This is a genomic window from Gilliamella sp. wkB7, from assembly GCF_001693435.1.
Classification (GTDB): domain Bacteria; phylum Pseudomonadota; class Gammaproteobacteria; order Enterobacterales; family Orbaceae; genus Gilliamella; species Gilliamella apicola_N.
The window spans coordinates 1,620,478-1,634,750 of the sequence record NZ_CM004509.1 but is presented as its reverse complement, the minus strand read 5'-3'; the positions used below and the strand labels follow the sequence as shown (position 1 = coordinate 1,634,750).

The window sequence follows — 14,273 nt, the reverse complement described above, 5'->3', positions numbered from 1 at the left end:
TTATGAAAAATATTACAATTTTAGGTTCAACGGGATCAATTGGTTGCAGTACCTTAGCTGTTATTCGACAAAATCCGAATTTATATAAGGCTTATGCGTTAGTCGGTGGTAAAAATGTTGTCAAAATGACACAGCAATGCCAAGAATTTAAACCAAAATATGTGGCTATGGCTGATCAATATGCCGCAAATGAACTTAAAGCCAACCTAATTAACTTAAATTTAGATATTGATGTTTTTTCTGGCGATGAAGCGATTTGTGATTTAGCTCAATTACCTGAAGTTGATCAGGTTATGGCTGCAATTGTTGGTGCTGCGGGGTTAAAACCAACGCTTGCTGCTATAAAAAAAGGTAAGTGTATTTTGTTAGCCAATAAAGAATCGTTAGTCACTTGCGGTCATTTATTTATGCAGGCTGTTAAACGTTATGGTGCTCAGTTATTACCTGTTGATAGTGAACATAATGCCATTTTTCAAAGTTTACCAGCATCAGTTCAACAAGATCTAGGTTTTGCCAATTTAGCCGATCATGGTATTACTAAAATTGTATTAACCGGTTCGGGTGGTCCATTTCGAGATTTTCCTATTGATAAGTTGGCATTTGTCACGCCAGAACAAGCGGTTGCACATCCGAATTGGTCAATGGGTAAAAAGATTTCGGTTGATTCTGCAACCATGATGAATAAAGGACTTGAATACATTGAAGCACGCTGGTTATTTAATGCAAGTCCAGAGGAAATGGAGATTATTGTTCATCCTCAATCGATTATTCATTCAATGGTTCGTTATCAAGATGGTAGTGTGATTGCTGAATTAGGTGTACCTGATATGTGTACGCCGATTGCTTATTCAATGTCTTATCCTAAACGTATTAATTCGACTGTTCCACCGCTAGATTTTACTAAAATAGCATCACTTACTTTTAATCAGCCTGATTTTGATCGCTATCCATGCTTAAAATTAGCCATTGATGCTTCTAATCAAGGTCAAGCAGCAACAACAGCATTGAATGCCGCTAATGAAATTGCCGTAGCTGCATTTTTAGAAAATAAAATCGGTTTTATGGACATTGCTAAGCAGGTATCAAAGGTTTTAGAAAAGCTTACTTTTCCAGAGCCAACAACGATTGAAGACGTATTTGCTATTGATTTGTGGGCAAGAGAAATCTGCTCAAAATTATAGTAACACGACCTAAAATTTAAAATTAATGCTCTTATATTTCAATCTTAGAAATTATCGCTAGATAGATTATTTTGTGCTTGCTCAGTAAGTGCTTGCACAATAGCAGCTTTATGTACCTCATCGCTATAATCTTGGCTCTTTTCTGGACTAATACCTAATTTAAAAAATAAAGCATTATCTTTATCGACTTGAGGATTGGATGTAGTTAATAACTTATCACCATAGAATATTGAATTAGCACCGGCTAAAAAAGCCAATGCTTGCATTTGCTCATTCATTTGTTCTCTTCCTGCTGACAAGCGTATATGAGATTTAGGCATCATAATACGAGCGACCGCAAGCATTCTAATAAAATCAAATGGTTCAATATCTTTTTCATTTGCTAACGGTGTCCCTTTAACCTTGACTAAATTATTAATAGGAACACTTTCGGGGTGTTGGTCTAAATTAGCAAGTTGAATCAATAAATTGGCTCGATCTTTTAATGTCTCACCCATACCCAAAATACCACCCGAGCAAATTTTAATACCAGCCTCCCTTACATAAGCTAATGTTTGTAAACGCTCACTGTAGGTACGTGTGGTAATTATTTGCTGGTAAAACCCAGGCGAAGTATCTAAATTATGATTGTAAAAATCTAAACCTGCATCGGCTAATGCGTAAGCTTGTAGCTGGGATAATAGTCCCAGAGTCATGCATGTTTCCATACCTAGGGCTTTAACACCTTTTACCATCTCCAAGAGATAAGGCATATCTCGGTTTGTCGGATGCTTCCAAGCAGCGCCCATACAAAAGCGTGTAGCGCCTACAGCTTTGGCTGCTTTCGCTTCTTCAATTACTCTTTGTACTTCAAGTAATTTTTCTTTTTCTAAGCCAGTATCATGATGGATAGACTGCGGACAATATTTACAATCTTCAGGACAAGCACCTGTCTTTATTGATAACAGGGTAGAAACCTGTATTTTATTTGCATCAAAATATTGTCGATGTATGGTTTGTGCTTTGAAAATAAGATCATTAAAAGGTAATTGAAAAATATCCATTACTTCAGACAATACCCAGTCATGACGAATGGCATTTAATGACATAGAAAATCCTTTTAAGAATCAACATAAATCTGTATGCATCATAATACATAACCCTATATTGTCAACTATTTTTATTTAAAATAGTTGACATAAAAAGGTCGTTAATGCACTTTTGCTATACAAAAGTTGATTTAACTGAAAACAGATATCTTGCGCATAAAGCCGTTCATTAGCAAGTAAGTTGATACAAGGATCGTACAATAAGCCTGCTAACATTTTTCTTTTTCTGTCATTTTGTTACGCTATTTGTTTAGCGTATAAAGTGGGATTATCGCTCATAAATGATTGCAAAAATGCACTATCAAGTAGTGCTGTTAATACTCTTTTAATGTTTTATGTATACGGCAAGGGCTACCCATTGCAACCACATTACTTGGTATGTCACGATCAACAATGCTCCCTGCTGCAATAACACAGTTATCACCGATTGTAACATTAGGTAATACAATTACATTGCCACCAATCCAAACATTATTGCCAATCGTAATTGGCTTGGCAAATTCTAAGCCACTGTTTCGAGTTTGGCTATCAATTGGATGTCCTGAGGTATAAAAGCCACAATTGGGTGCCACCAGCACATTATCACCAAATGAAATTTTGGCTGCATCTAACATAATGCAGTTAAAATTAGCGAAAAAATTTTCGCCAATTTCGATATTATAGCCATAATCACATTGAAACCCTGGCATAATTGTAAATTGCTGCCCTGTTTTTCCTAGTAGTTTTTCAAAAAGACGTTGCCGTTGGTTTTCGGCCAATGGTGATAATTGATTTAATTGAAAACAGATATCTTGCGCATAAAGCCGTTCCTTAGCAAGTAAATTGATACAAGGATCGTATAACAAACCTGCTAACATCTTCTCTTTTTCTGTCATTTTATTACGCCATTTGTTTAGCACATAAAGCGGGATTATCGCTTATAAATGATTGCAAAAATGCGCTATCAGGTAGTGCTGTTAATGCCCCTTTTTTGGTGGTGGCTAAGGCACCACAGGCACTGGCAATGGTCATCATACTTTCTAACATTAATTTATCTTCAGGCATACCTGATGAAGCGATACTACTAAGTAAACCCGCAACAAAAGCATCTCCCGCACCTGTTGTATCAACGCTATTAACATGATATGAATCAAAAGAGAATATTTTACCTTGCCATAACACAATGCTTCCATCCTTGCCTTTAGTGACCAGTTTTAGTGGTGCATTATAGTGTTGTTGTAATTTATTTAAGGCAATATGCCAGTCATTGCTTTCAGTTAGCCAAAAAAGTTCTTCGTCTGATAATTTGAGGATATCGGCATCATGGCAAAATTGAGTAATGGTTGTGCGCATTTCATCTTTATTTTCCCACATTTGTTCACGAAGGTTAACATCAAAACTGATTAAACCATTTTTAGCAGTAAGATTTTCGATAGCCGTTTTTAATGTTTTTCGACAGGTATGACCGACTAACGCTAAAGAGCAAAAATGTAATATGTCTTGATTGAAACTAGGAATTGCCTGTTCTGATAAAAATTGGTCAGCAGACGGTGAAACTAAAAAGGTAAAACTACGCTCACCATTATGCCCTAAATCTACAACTACAGTACTGGTTCTATGATGATCATCTTTTTCAAGACTCTGACAATCAACTTTATATTCACGGAAAGTCTTTTCCATAAAGTGACCAAATGGATCGTTACCCACACGACCAATAAAAGCGGAAGGTAGGCCTAATTTGGATACACCAATTGCAACATTAGCCGGTGCACCGCCAGCGCAAGCTTGATAATTCATATCACCAAATGGCAACAAATCGATAACAGCATCCCCAAGAGACCAAACTTTAGTATTATTCATTTTTTTACTCGATTATAGTTAGTTGCTACGGTAATTTAGCTTAGTATAAATATAGGTTATTGCCAAATTCCGTGAAATTAGCCATCTTTTATCTTGTTAACAAAATAGTTGATGTGCAGTTTATTATGATAATTAATAAAAATCTTCTTTAAAATTAGTTATAGACTAAATCATTTGCTGAAAAATTCATTGTTAACGTTAAAAATGTGTGACTTTCATCACAAATTTCATCTATTTTTTCATTAATAGTTAACGTTAACAATTTATTTAGAGTAGTATTATTAATCATGATATGTAATACTGGATAAAAGAGGGGTTTTATGTCTACAGCCGTTGATAAAGCTAATTTAGCTGTGAAAAAACTAGAGAAAGTGATGAACAAACAATATTATCCACATTTTCATTTAGCCCCACAATCTGGCTGGATGAATGATCCCAATGGTTTGATCTATTTTAAAGGTCAATACCACGCTTTTTACCAGCATCATCCTTATGATGAAAATTGGGGACCCATGCATTGGGGTCATGCTGTTAGCGATGATCTTGTGACATGGCGAAGGTTACCTATTGCTATCGCACCGGGTGATGATTGGGATAAAAATGGCTGTTTTTCTGGTTCGGCCGTCGACAATAATGGCGAGTTATACTTAATCTATACCGGTCATATTTGGTTAGCAGGTCAAGGTAATGATGAAAAAATTTCTCAATCTCAATGCTTAGCAACCAGTCAAGATGGGATCCATTTTAAAAAATATGGAACCATACTTGTACCAGAAAGCGGTATTATGCATTTTCGAGATCCTAAGGTTTGGCTACAGGATGATACATGGTGGATGGTTGTTGGACAACGTGATACAAATGATGTTGGACAAATTTTACTTTATCATTCAAAAGATCTTAAAAGTTGGACATTCGACCATGTTGTTGTAAGTGATATCGATCCTAATGTTTATATGCTTGAATGTCCTGACTTTTTCAAACTTGGTGATAAATGGATTCTAATGTTTTCACCACAAGGTATGAAAGCTAAAGGCTATCAGAATCGAAATCGTTTTCAATCTGGTTATATTGTTGGTGATTGGCAACCAGGTAAAAAGTTTTCAATAATTAAACCATTTCAAGAAATGGATTTTGGTCATGATTTTTATGCACCACAATCGTTTCTAGCTGCTGATGGACGACGCATTGTGTTTGCTTGGATGGATATGTGGGAATCGAGTATGCCAAGTAAACAAGATAAATGGATGGGTTCATTTACGCTTCCTCGTGAATTAATATTGGATAGCAACAATAATGTTCGTAATCGTCCAATTAAAGAGCTAGCAGCGCTGCGTGAACAACCACAGTCATTAAGTGAAATAATCCTTAATAATGAACTGAAAAATACCCATATTCAATCCATTAGTTGTGAACTCAATGTTGAGTTTGATTTATCACAAAGTACAGCAGAACGATTTGGTTTGCAGCTATCGGCAACCAAAAATGGTGAACAAGCAACATTGTTATATGTGGATTTACAATCAAAACGTATTGTTCTTGATCGTAGTCTTTCTGGGCTTGAGTTAAAAGGCTATCGTAGTGTGCCACTACCAAAAACGAAAAAACTATCATTACATGTTTTTATTGATGCATCATCGGTTGAAGTATTTGTTAATGATGATTTGTATAGTCTTTCTAGTCGTATCTATCCTAAATTACCAGCAGAACGTCAAATAAATTTATTTGCAGAAAATGGTAGTGCCAAAATTACTCAACTTGACAGTTGGCAACTAAAATCTATTTATGCTTAATTTGTACTTAAATTGACCGCTTGATAGCGGTCAATTTATTTATGTTTGTTACAAAGAATTTCTTTCTAAGTAAGGCGAAGCCACATAGCTGATTTCTGTTTCTGTTTGACCATTGATGATATGCAACGCTGCTTGTTCGCCTATTTCATAATGCGGTAATTGAACCGTTGTAAGCGGTGGGAAAAATAGTTCACCAGTGCCGACCATGTTGTCATAACCTAATATAGCCACATCTTTGGGTATGTGAAAACCTTGACCAAGTAAGTATTGGTAAGCAACAAAAGCAATGCGATCATTACCACAAATTAATACATCAAAATCTGGTGTGTTATTACAATGTTGTTTCAAGATATCAATTGTCATCATATATTCTTGGGCGATATTATTTTCCAATATCGGCATATGATAACTTGTTATTTTATTTAAATTTTTACCTGCATCAAGCCAAGCTTGTTCTGCACCCTTACGACGGGTTTTACCTGCTAATGTTTTTTCTGATAAATAGATGCATAACGGTTTTTTATAGCCTTTTTGTATCACTTGTTGCATCGCTTGGTATTGGCCTGTGTAGTCATCAGGAATATAGCAAGCCAGCTTTTCACTGTCAGTAACACAATTTGCCAAAACAATATTTTTGCCAAGCAGCTTTTCTGGAAGATCAACTTTCCTAAGTCCCATCGTGGTGTAAATAATACCGTTAGGACGATAGGATAAAAGAGTATTAATTGCATGATCAGGATCTTTATCATCAAATAAATTAACAATAAAAGTATTCCAACCATGATTTTGGGCAGTTTTTTCTATAGCTTGTAATAATTCTACTGAAAATGGTGTCATTGCCGTTTCTAAGGCTAAAACGCCAATAGCACAAGGGCCTGAGTTATCGCCACGAATTTTTCTGGCTGAGAGATCAGGGACATAATTAAGTTGCTCAATGGCTTGTTTGACGCGTTGATATGTCTGTTTATTTAATTTTTCAGGATTGTTAATTGCACGAGAAACTGTCATCAATGATACTGATGCCAATTTTGCAACATCCTTAAGTGAAGCCATAGTTAGATCCTTTTGCTCAATATAATAAAAATTATTATCAATCATTGCTTAAATGTGATGATACCACAAAAATTAATGATAAAAAGTGTGAGCTAAGTAACAATTATGATAATCGATTGTATCTATTTCGTGCCAAATATGACAATAATGTTAACATTAACATGTTAACGTTAAACTTCAACAATAAAAGAGTAATAAACATGAATATGATGCAAAATAGAAATTATTGGTTCTCGTCAGGTTATCTTATTACCTTCTATGCCGCTTGGTCACTTTGGTGGTCTTTTTATGCTATTTGGTTAAAAAGTAAAATTGGTTTATCCGGTGAGCAACTTGGTATTGTTTATGCAGCTAACTCTGCTGCTGCTATGTGTTTTATGATTTTTTATGGCATTATTCAAGATAAATTACAGATAGGCAAAGCGGTAATTACCTTTCAAAGTATTGTTATGATACTTATTGGACCGTTTTTAATTTATGTGTATGAACCGTTACTGCGAAATGATTTTTTGTTAGGTGTCTGTATTGGTGCACCAGTGTTAAGTGCGGGTTTTATTTCTGGATGCGCTTTGATTGACTCTTTTATTGAACGAATTAGTCGATTGTTTGGTTTTGAATTTGGTCCTGCAAGATTTTGGGGATCGTTTGGTTATGCTGCTGCAACTTTTGTAGCGGGTATTTTATTTGGTATCGATCCCCATATTAACTTTTGGATGGCATCTGGCATTGCGTCTATCTATTTCACAATTAATTTAATTTTTAAACCTAAAAAAGAGTTTTCTGCGAACAGTGAAACACAAGCAGTAATACAAAAGCCAACCATCCCAACGATGAGTGAAATTCTTTCTCTATTTGGTATGAAAAAGTTTTGGTTATTTGTCTTTTTTATCATTGGTACTAATAGCTTTTATACTATTTATGATCAGCAACTCTTTCCAAATTTTTATACCAGTTTCTTTGATAAACCAGAAGATGGCTATCAAGTCTATGGTTATTTAAATTCTTTCCAGGTATTTTTAGAAGCAGCTTGTATGATTTTAGCACCTTTCTTTATTAATAAAGTAGGGGCAAAAAAATCACTATTAGTGGCGGCCATGGTGATGATTTGCCGAATTTCATTATCAGCAACCTTAGACAATGTTTATCTGATTTCGTTAGTTAAACTGTTTCATGCAATTGAAACACCACTATTTATCTTAGCTGTGTTCAAATACGTGGTAGGTAATTTTGATGAAAGATTATCATCTACTTTGTATTTAGTTGGCTTTAATATTTCATCAAATGTTGGTGTGATTGTTTTATCATGGTTAGTGGGTAAATTATTTGATAACACAGGTTATTCAACAACATTTTATGTATTGGCAAGTATTGTGTTATTTATTTTGATAATCGCAATATTTACTTTAAGTGATGATAAAAAAACCAAACAACCATAATATCAAAACGTATGATATGCTGTATTATTTAGTATCAAAATGGGAACATTTACTTTCCATTTTGATTTTTAATTAGGATAAATGAATACAAAACTTGCTTCCTACATAAGTTTGCGAAACAATGTTAGCAATACTGTTTAATATAGGGACTTGTTGTGAACAATACAAAAATAGTTGTTAAGCCTGAATTATTATGGCAAACCATCCGACAAGAAGCATCCGAATTGGTTGAAAGTGAACCGATGCTTGCTAGTTATTTCCATGCTACTTTACTCAATCATGAAAACCTAGGCAGTGCTTTAAGTTATATTTTAGCGAATAAACTTTTGACGCAGGTTATGCCCGCTATTGAAATTCGTGAAATTGCTCGGCAAGCCTATCAAGCAGATGAGAATATTATTAAGTCGGCGATAAGTGATATTATAGCCGTTTATATTCGTGATCCCGCGACCAATCATTATTCAACCCCACTTCTGTATTATAAAGGTTTTTTATCATTACAAGCTTATCGAATCGCACATTGGCTTTGGCGACAAAATCGCAAATCATTGGCAATTTTTTTGCAAAGTCAGATTGCAATAGTGTTTGGCGTTGATATTCACCCTGCGGCTAAGATTGGCTGTGGGGTAATGTTTGATCATGCAACGGGTATTGTCATTGGTGAAACTGTTGTTATTGAAAATGATGTCTCTATTTTACAATCAGTGACGTTAGGCGGTACGGGCAAAGAAAATGGTGATCGCCATCCTAAAATTCGTGAAGGGGTGATGATTGGTGCCCATTCGACTATTTTAGGTAATATTGAAATTGGAAAAGGGGCTAAAATTGGCGCAGGTTCAGTTGTTTTGGAATCTGTACCGAAACATACCACAGTTGCGGGCGTTCCTGCTAAAATTGTTGGTTGCCCTGACTGCGATAAACCTGCATTAAATATGGATCAAGATATTTAGTTTTATAAGGGGATTTGTATTCCGTTGCTGATTAACAACGGAATACATTAATTGAAAATTATGACTGGGTGTTTAGATTTACATCCATTGTAGGATATGGAATATTAATACCATTTTCGGTTAATCCATTTTTAATATTTTCAAGTAATTCAGCCTTAACTGGCCCGTAATTGGCATTTGTTGTCCAAACTAACACGTTGAAATTCATTGATGAAGCATCTAGCTGATCCAAACGAATAGTCGGCTCTTTCTTTGTTAAAATATTGCTGGTTTTATCAACAGCTTGTTTTAACACTTGATAAACTTTTCGAATGTCAGAATCATACCCAACATTTACAACTAAATCTAAACGTCTTTCTGGTAATCTTGTATAGTTAATAATATTGGCACCCACTACCTGACTATTGGGTATTACTACTAATTCGTTGGTTGGCGTAACGATGGATGTTGAAAAAATTTGAATCGAATCAATAACCCCTTTTTGGTTATTAATAATCACGGTTTCACCCACTTTGAACGGACGAAAAATAATTAAAATAACCCCAGCAGCAAAATTAGACAGTGAACCTTGTAGTGCCAAACCAACGGCTAAACCTGCTGCACCAATAATGGCAACAATTGATGCGGTTTGTACGCCAAGTTGCCCCAACACCGCCACCAGAGTCATTACAATAATGGCATAATAGGATAGAGAACTTACAAATTTAACTACTGTTGGATCAACATGACGATTGGTTAATATTTTTCTGAGTTGACGAGCGACAAATTTAGCAATGGCTCGTCCAATGATAAAAATAAGAATGGCAAAGCAAAAATGAGCAATATAACTAAGTACTACACCATCATATTTTTCAATAATAGAAATGGCATTATTGATTAGATCTTCAAAATTCATTTAATTATCCTTATCAATCGGTAATAGACATTACGGTAAAATATCTAGTTAAAAAACAAATTAAACGAGCTGTTTAGCTAATAATGTCCAGCGAGTATCAAAATTAGTTGTAGGTAGATATTTAAAACCTGAACGAGAATAACGCACCATCATACCTTCACAAAATGCAAGTAATTGGCTAGATAAAATGCGTTCATCTGTAGTAAAAGCAACACCTTCACGAATCTTCCTTTCTCGTATAACTTGTTTTATCTGTGTTTCGATTCGCTCAAAGAGTTGACTAATGCGTTCTTGCAACTGTTCTTGCTCAAACATCAATGCGTGGCCTGTCATAATTCTAGTTAATCCTGGATTTTTTTCAGAAAAACCTAAAATTAATGCAAGGATAAGTTTTAATCGAGTAAAGGTATTTGGCTCATCTTGCATAATGATATTAATGCGAGAGAGTAAAATATCTTCAATATAGACAATTAAACTTTCAAACATTTTTGTTTTACTTGGAAAATGTCTATACAGCGCCGCTTCAGAAACGCCTACCGTGGCAGCTAATTTGGCGGTAGTAATTCGCTGAGTACCTTCATTGGATTCAAGCATTGTTGCCAATGCTTGTAAGATATCTTCTTTGCGATTTTTATTTTTGTTATTCACAATCATTTTTTACCCGAATGCCCAAATCCACCTTCACCACGAGCTGATTCCGTAAATTCATCAACAATATTAAATTCTGCTTGCACAACAGGTACGATAATTAGTTGAGCAATACGATCACCGGCTTCAATAACAAAAGGTGTTTGGCTGCGGTTCCAAACAGGAACAAACAATTGGCCTTGATAATCCGAATCGATTAAACCAACTAGATTACCAAGCACAATACCATTTTTTGAGCCTAAGCCAGAACGAGGCAGTACCAAAGCTGCCAAGTTCGGATCGGCAATATGCATTGATAAACCGGTTGGGGTTAAAATAGTTTCACCTGGTTTAATTTCAGTCGTTTTATCAAACATGGCACGTAAATCAATACCAGCGGATCCTTCAGTTGCATACGTTGGTAGTGGAAATTCATTACCTAAACGTTTGTCTAATACTTTAATATCAATTTTTCTTTTCATCATGACTCGCTTTATATCGTGTTATCACAGCTTCAAGTAGCCGTGATGCTAGTTGTTGTTTACTGCTTAATGGTAATGTTTGCTCTCCATTTTGCCAATAAAGAGTTAATGCATTTTGTTCAGAATTAAACCCGATTGTTTGGTCTGAAACATCATTAGCACAGATCAAATCTAAGTTTTTTGTCGTTAATTTTTTCAGTGCGTAATCTTTGATATTATTGGTTTCAGCGGCAAACCCAACGACAAAAGGTCGATGATTCTTTAATGCCGCTACGCTTGCAACAATATCAGGATTTTTAACTAACTTTATAACTAATTCATCATTATCATCAGTTTTTTTGATTTTTTGGGGAGCAATTGTTTTAGCATGATAGTCAGCAACCGCGGCACAAGCGATAAAAATTGTTGATTCTTGGGCATGACTTAATGCTGCTTCATACATCTGTTTAGCACTTTTTACATCAATACGATTGACATTATTTGGTGTATCTAGATGAACAGGACCACTAATTAAGGTCACTTTTGCACCCATTTGAGCTGCAGCTTTGGCAATAGCAAAGCCCATTTTACCTGAGCTATAGTTGCTAATATAACGTACAGGATCGATTTCTTCAATGGTTGGACCCGCAGTAACCGTTATTGAGATCCCAGTAAGTGTTGATGTTGTGGAAAAATAATTCTCAATTTTTTCCACAATCGTTTGTGGTTCAAGCATACGGCCCGGGCCAACATCACCACAAGCCTGAAAGCCACTATCAGGCCCTAAAATTAAGGTATTTCTAGATTTTAGTACTGATAAATTATGCTGTGTCGCAGCCGCTTTATACATTTGCTGATTCATGGCTGGCGCGATGACTATTGGGGCGGGGGTTGCTAAACAGAGCGTTGATAATAAATCATCTGCAATGCCGTTAGCCATTTTAGCAATAATATTTGCTGTTGCGGGAGCAATTAATACTAAATCAGCCCATTTTGCCAATTCAATATGACTCATAGACAGTTCTGCCGATGGATCAAATAGATCATTGGATACCCGATTTCCAGAAACCGCTTGCAGTGTCATTGACGTAACAAAGTGACTTGCGGAATCAGTCAGTACGACATGTACTTGTGCCCCAGCTTTTTTTAAATGACGGACAAGATCAGGACATTTATAAGCAGCAATGCCACCAGTTATCCCTAATAAAATATGTTTACCAGATAGACTCATGATCTCGCTATTCTCCCATCCAAAATTAAAGGCGTTATATTACCATAATTAAATTAGATAATAAGTAACTCTTTCGCATTGGCAAGTGTTGCATCGGTAATTTTATCCCCACCTAATAACCGAGCAAGCTCATTTAAACGTCCATTTTTATCTAATCTTTGCATATCTGTTGTGGTTTGTTTGCCACTCGTCTGTTTACTCACAAAGTAATGCTGATTAGCTTGTCCAGCAACTTGTGGTAAATGTGTTACGGTAATAACTTGTGTCGATTCTCCAAGTTGCCTTAATAGCTGTCCAACTTTAGCTGCCGTCGGTCCACTGATACCCACATCAATTTCATCAAAAATTAACGCTGGAGTATCCATTTTTTGCGCTGTTAGTACTTGAATTGCTAAGGCAATACGTGATAATTCACCACCGGATGCAACTTTAGCGAGCGGTTGTAAAATTTGTCCTGCATTAGTGCTAACTAAAAAGGTGACTTGATCCGCTCCACTTTCATTTAATCGATTTTCGTCAAAAGTGATATCGATACTCAATTGCCCATTTGGCATAGAAAGTTCATGCATAATTGTTGTTACTTTCTTAGCTAATGTTTTACTTACCGTTACCCGTTTTTGGTGTAATTTAGTGGCAAGTTCTAGGGCAATTTGATGATATTTGCTAATGTCAGCTTTTAACTGTTCGCCTTGCTCATCTTGTTGATTAATCTGTTTAAATTCATTGAGTAAATTTTGATGTAATTCAGGTAATGCCTCTGGTGCAATATGATGTTTACGAGCTAATGCAATTTGCTTCGATAACCGTTGCTCAAGTTGCATGACGCGCGCCGGATCAATCTCTAAACTTTCACTGTAGTGACGAAGTTCATAACTGGCTTCTTTTATTTGAATGGCTGCTTCTTCCAGCATGTTAAGAATATTATTTAAGGTTGGATCGAGCTCGGATAACTGTTGTACACTGTTTTTAACACTGCTAAGTAAATTGCTAACATTGTATTCATCAGCTTCATCTAATATCATGATTGACTGTTGGCTAAGGTTAATCAACTGTTCACTGTTTGAGAGTCGTTTATATTCTTCATCAATCTGTTGGTACTCACCTTCAATCGGCGAAAATTCATTTAATTCTTTTAATTGATATTGTAAAAGTTGCAGATGTGCTTCACGGTCTTGTCGTGTGGTTTCATATTGCTGATAAGCTTGGCAGGCTGTTTTCCAATCCTTATGAGCTTGGTGCATTTGTGCAAGTAGCGTTGGTTCATTCATATAATGATTCAAGAGCAGTTGCTGATAGTCACTGCGTAAAAGTCGTTGAGGTTCATGTTGTCCATGAATTTGAATGAGCATTTGCCCTACATCTTTAAGTTGGGATATGGGCACGGCTCGACCATTAATAAACGCTTTAGAACGACCATCTTGATTAATCACGCGGCGTAAGATGCATTCATTACCCTCATCAAGTTGATTTTCTATTAACCACTCATATGCCGCGGGTGTGTCATCCAGTATAAAACTTGCTGATATATCTACCCGATTTGCCCCATTGCGAATCGCTGAGGCATCAGAACGATTTCCTAAACATAGTCCTAGAGCGTCAATCGCAATGGATTTTCCTGCTCCTGTTTCTCCGGTAATTGCGGTCATCCCTGTTGTAAAATCAACTAACAACTGATCGACAATAGCAAAATTATTAATAGTAAGTTGAGTTATCATAATAATT

Annotated in this window: 14 protein-coding genes; 4 read left to right on the top strand and 10 right to left on the bottom strand. The window is 35.8% G+C overall.

Features of this window, described 5'->3' with window-relative positions; translation table 11 throughout:
* The first annotated feature begins 2 nt into the window (after positions 1-2).
* A complete protein-coding gene (ispC, locus tag A9G17_RS07100) occupies positions 3-1,181 on the top strand; it encodes a 1-deoxy-D-xylulose-5-phosphate reductoisomerase (RefSeq protein ID WP_065738124.1) in 1,179 nt (392 codons plus the stop codon).
* A 44-nt stretch (positions 1,182-1,225) separates the two neighbouring features.
* Here the strand turns inward: ispC and bioB are convergent, their stop codons facing one another.
* The 4 genes from bioB to A9G17_RS07085 form a co-directional block, all read right to left on the bottom strand.
* Positions 1,226-2,269 (bottom strand): biotin synthase BioB, encoded by a 1,044-nt coding sequence (bioB, locus tag A9G17_RS07095; RefSeq protein ID WP_065738123.1) that lies wholly within the window; start codon positions 2,267-2,269, stop codon positions 1,226-1,228.
* A gap of 75 nt (positions 2,270-2,344) precedes the next feature.
* Complete coding sequence (locus A9G17_RS12870; protein WP_081301710.1) at positions 2,345-2,485, bottom strand: maltose acetyltransferase domain-containing protein; 141 nt, start codon at positions 2,483-2,485, stop codon at positions 2,345-2,347.
* A 98-nt stretch (positions 2,486-2,583) separates the two neighbouring features.
* Positions 2,584-3,144, bottom strand: a complete 561-nt coding sequence (locus A9G17_RS07090; protein ID WP_065738122.1) for a sugar O-acetyltransferase — start codon at positions 3,142-3,144, stop codon at positions 2,584-2,586.
* A gap of 4 nt (positions 3,145-3,148) precedes the next feature.
* Complete coding sequence (locus tag A9G17_RS07085) at positions 3,149-4,108, bottom strand: aminoimidazole riboside kinase (RefSeq protein WP_065738121.1); 960 nt, start codon at positions 4,106-4,108, stop codon at positions 3,149-3,151.
* A 320-nt stretch (positions 4,109-4,428) separates the two neighbouring features.
* Here A9G17_RS07085 and A9G17_RS07080 point away from each other — a divergent pair, with 320 nt between their 5' ends.
* Positions 4,429-5,898 carry a glycoside hydrolase family 32 protein gene (locus A9G17_RS07080; RefSeq protein ID WP_065738120.1) on the top strand — a complete coding sequence of 490 codons (1,470 nt, stop codon included), beginning with the start codon at positions 4,429-4,431 and terminating at the stop codon, positions 5,896-5,898.
* Between the two features lie 48 nt (positions 5,899-5,946).
* Here the strand turns inward: A9G17_RS07080 and A9G17_RS07075 are convergent, their stop codons facing one another.
* Positions 5,947-6,951 (bottom strand): LacI family DNA-binding transcriptional regulator, encoded by a 1,005-nt coding sequence (locus A9G17_RS07075; RefSeq protein ID WP_065738119.1) that lies wholly within the window; start codon positions 6,949-6,951, stop codon positions 5,947-5,949.
* Positions 6,952-7,151: 200 nt separating this feature from the next.
* Between A9G17_RS07075 and A9G17_RS07070 the strand changes: the two genes are divergently transcribed.
* A complete protein-coding gene (locus A9G17_RS07070) occupies positions 7,152-8,387 on the top strand; it encodes an oligosaccharide MFS transporter (protein ID WP_065738118.1) in 1,236 nt (411 codons plus the stop codon).
* A 170-nt stretch (positions 8,388-8,557) separates the two neighbouring features.
* Entirely contained in the window at positions 8,558-9,337 is a 780-nt protein-coding gene (cysE, locus tag A9G17_RS07065; protein ID WP_373271502.1) for a serine O-acetyltransferase, read from the top strand.
* A 58-nt stretch (positions 9,338-9,395) separates the two neighbouring features.
* On the opposite strand, the gene A9G17_RS07060 is transcribed toward cysE, so the two are convergent.
* Genes A9G17_RS07060 through recN form a run of 5 tightly spaced genes read right to left on the bottom strand, consistent with a single transcriptional unit; the run spans position 9,396 to position 14,266 of the window.
* Positions 9,396-10,232, bottom strand: coding sequence for a mechanosensitive ion channel domain-containing protein (locus A9G17_RS07060; RefSeq protein WP_065738116.1), 837 nt, complete (start codon positions 10,230-10,232; stop codon positions 9,396-9,398).
* A gap of 60 nt (positions 10,233-10,292) precedes the next feature.
* Complete coding sequence (gene slmA / locus A9G17_RS07055) at positions 10,293-10,886, bottom strand: nucleoid occlusion factor SlmA (RefSeq protein ID WP_065738115.1); 594 nt, start codon at positions 10,884-10,886, stop codon at positions 10,293-10,295.
* Positions 10,883-11,341 (bottom strand): dUTP diphosphatase, encoded by a 459-nt coding sequence (gene dut, locus A9G17_RS07050; protein ID WP_025316822.1) that lies wholly within the window; start codon positions 11,339-11,341, stop codon positions 10,883-10,885. The genes slmA and dut overlap by 4 nt, the downstream gene beginning before the upstream one ends.
* Positions 11,325-12,551, bottom strand: coding sequence for a bifunctional phosphopantothenoylcysteine decarboxylase/phosphopantothenate--cysteine ligase CoaBC (coaBC, locus tag A9G17_RS07045; protein WP_065738114.1), 1,227 nt, complete (start codon positions 12,549-12,551; stop codon positions 11,325-11,327). The genes dut and coaBC overlap by 17 nt, the downstream gene beginning before the upstream one ends.
* A gap of 53 nt (positions 12,552-12,604) precedes the next feature.
* A complete protein-coding gene (gene recN / locus A9G17_RS07040) occupies positions 12,605-14,266 on the bottom strand; it encodes a DNA repair protein RecN (protein ID WP_065738113.1) in 1,662 nt (553 codons plus the stop codon).
* Positions 14,267-14,273 lie beyond the last annotated feature (7 nt).